This is a genomic window from Rhizobacter sp. P2_H2, from assembly GCF_056403375.1.
Map to the genome: position 1 here is coordinate 1 of NZ_JBFUFP010000874.1, position 2,357 is coordinate 2,357.

General features: G+C 67.7%; 3 protein-coding genes. 2 read left to right on the forward strand and 1 reads right to left on the reverse strand.

From position 1 onward, the window contains the following. The coding region (locus tag AC1D15_RS27595; protein ID WP_477828517.1) for a type IV pilus assembly protein FimV at positions 1-325 on the reverse strand (325 nt) is incomplete at its 3' end. 190 nt (positions 326-515) lie between these two features. Here AC1D15_RS27595 and AC1D15_RS27600 point away from each other — a divergent pair. Together AC1D15_RS27600 and AC1D15_RS27605 are read left to right on the forward strand one after the other, a co-directional pair. Then, complete coding sequence (locus AC1D15_RS27600) at positions 516-1,295, forward strand: oxepin-CoA hydrolase, alternative type (RefSeq protein ID WP_047507937.1); 780 nt, start codon at positions 516-518, stop codon at positions 1,293-1,295. Between the two features lie 12 nt (positions 1,296-1,307). Then, the gene (locus tag AC1D15_RS27605; RefSeq protein ID WP_477828518.1) at positions 1,308-2,012 is read left to right on the forward strand and encodes a histidine phosphatase family protein; all 705 of its coding nucleotides are present in this window, start codon (positions 1,308-1,310) and stop codon (positions 2,010-2,012) included. The last annotated feature ends 345 nt before the right edge of the window (positions 2,013-2,357 follow it).

Below are 2,357 nucleotides of genomic sequence, written 5' to 3' on the forward strand. Positions count from 1 at the left end.
GTGTCACGACGGTGGCCGACGGCGGGTCGGCGAACACCACGTAGTTGCGCGACAGCCGTGTCGGACAGCCGACGTTCAGCGCGATGCCGACCACCGGTTCCTCGACCGGCACGGTGGTGGTGATGCGCAGCCGGCGTTCATTGCTGCCGGGCTGGCCCTCGATGCGCACGCGCACCGACAGCGAAGACAGCGCGTGATCGCCGATCGACACGTCGGCCTTGACGCACGAGGCCTCGATGCGCTCGTCGGGCTCGAGCCGCAGCATCACGGCGAAGTTGAGCGGGTGGCCGAGGGTGGTGGCACCCAGCGTGTTGCCGAACCCCATCGCAGTCGCTTGTCCCGTGGGCAGGAGGCCCAAAGCGAGGCTGACTGCGAGCAAGTTCGGGAATCTCTGCATTCGAATGAGCAGTTGATTGATTTTTTGACTCTAGCATGAACCTTCCTGCGGCGATCTCCGCAATAACGGGCATGATCGCGCGCCATGCGCTTGGCGCTGTCTGACGAATGGTGTGGCCATGCCCTCTGAATTGCGTGCCGAACGACGCGACGGCACCCTGGTGCTGACGATCAGCGACCCCGCTTCCCGCAACACGCTGTCCGAGCAGGTCTTCACCGCCGGCATCGAATCGCTGGGCGTGGCCGAGTCCGACCCCGACGTGCACTGCGTCGTGCTGCGCGGCGACGGCGAGCATTTCTGCGCCGGCGGCAACCTGCAACGGCTGCTCGCCAGCCGCGAGGCCCCGCGCGAGGTGCAGGCAGGGATGCTGGAGCGCTTCCACGAGTTCGTCGAGGTGCTGCGCGTGTTCCCGAAACCGGTGATCGCGGCGGTCGAGGGCGCGGCGGCGGGGGGCGGCTTCTCGCTGGCGCTGGCCTGCGACCTGATCGTCGCGGCCGAGAACGCGCGCTTCGTGATGTCGTACGGCCGCATCGGGCTGTCGCCGGACGGAGGCTCGAGCTGGCAGCTGATGCAGCGCCTGCCGCGGGCCGTGGTGCTGCAGATGCTGTGGCTGGCCGAGCCGATGGGCGCGGCGCAGCTGCAGGCACTGGGCCTTGTCAATTGGGTGACAGACAGCGGGCAGGCGCTGAACCAAGCTCTGGCGGTGGCCGAGCGGCTGTCCCGGCTGGCGCCGAACGCGGTGTCCAGCGTGAAGGAGCTGGTCAATGCGTGGCCCGGGCACAGCCTCTCGCAGCAGATGGCAACGGAGCGGGATCACTTCCTTGAGAACTTCTTTCATCGCAACGGCGGCGAAGGCCTGCAGGCCTTCCTGGACAAGCGCGAGCCGCGCTTCGAATAGCGCGGGGGCGGCATGAGCCGCGCGACACCGAAGCGCAGGCGCATCTATCTGATGCGGCATGGGTCGGTCGACYACTTCCGTGAGGATGGCAGCGCCGTGCCACCCGATACCGTGCCGCTGAACGCCGTCGGCCGCGACCAGGCCGATGCAGCCGGTCGGCTGTTCGCGCAATGCGGCGTGCGCTTCGACAGCGTGCTGGTCAGTGGATTGCCACGCACCGTCGAGACGGCTGCGCGCGTGCTGGCCGCCGGTGCGCAGCCCGAGCTGCAGGTGTTGCACGAATCAGCGCTCGAGGAGATCCGCCCCGGCCGGCTGGCCGACATCCCGAAGCACGAGATCGAAGCCGCCTTCCTCGGCGCCTTCCGCACCGGCCCGAACGTGCAATCGCAGCGCTTCCTCGGCGGCGAATCGGTCGGCGAACTGCTCGACCGCGTACTGCCGGCCTTCGATGCGCTGCTCGCGCGCGCCGACTGGCAGTGCCTGCTGATGGTGATGCACGGTGGCGTGAACCGCGCGCTGCTGTCGCGCGTGCTGGCCGGCGAACGGGCCTTCTTCGGCCGGCTCGAACAGGCGCCGGCCTGCATCAACGTGATCGACGTCGGCACGAACGACCAGATCGTGCGCGCGGTGAACCTCGCGCCCACGCAGTGGCTGCACGAGCGCGAGACGATGACGACGATGGAAAAGCTGCTGGCGCAGTTCCTGCGGCAGACCTGACGACCAAACGGAAGTGCCCCCCTTGCGACACCTCTTCAACGCTGATCCCTTGCCGACAGTGTGGCTGTTGAACGGTTTTGTTCTGCCCGTCGACGGTGAACGCGAGGTGGTCAAGTACGAGCGCCTGGGAGGACTGATCGCGGCGTTGCATGCATGCGTCGTGCTGACATCCATTGCATTGCCGACCAGGTCTGCTCGCGGAGTAGGCAGCGCGCGTCCGGGCTGATGCATGACGCGCCCGGGTGCAACCCGGACTCAACCCCCACTTGTTCGCTTGTCACCTCCCCAAAGGCAGGGCGGTGGCAGAAGGCGGGTGCGGGGAGGCTGTGGTGCGCCAATCAGGAG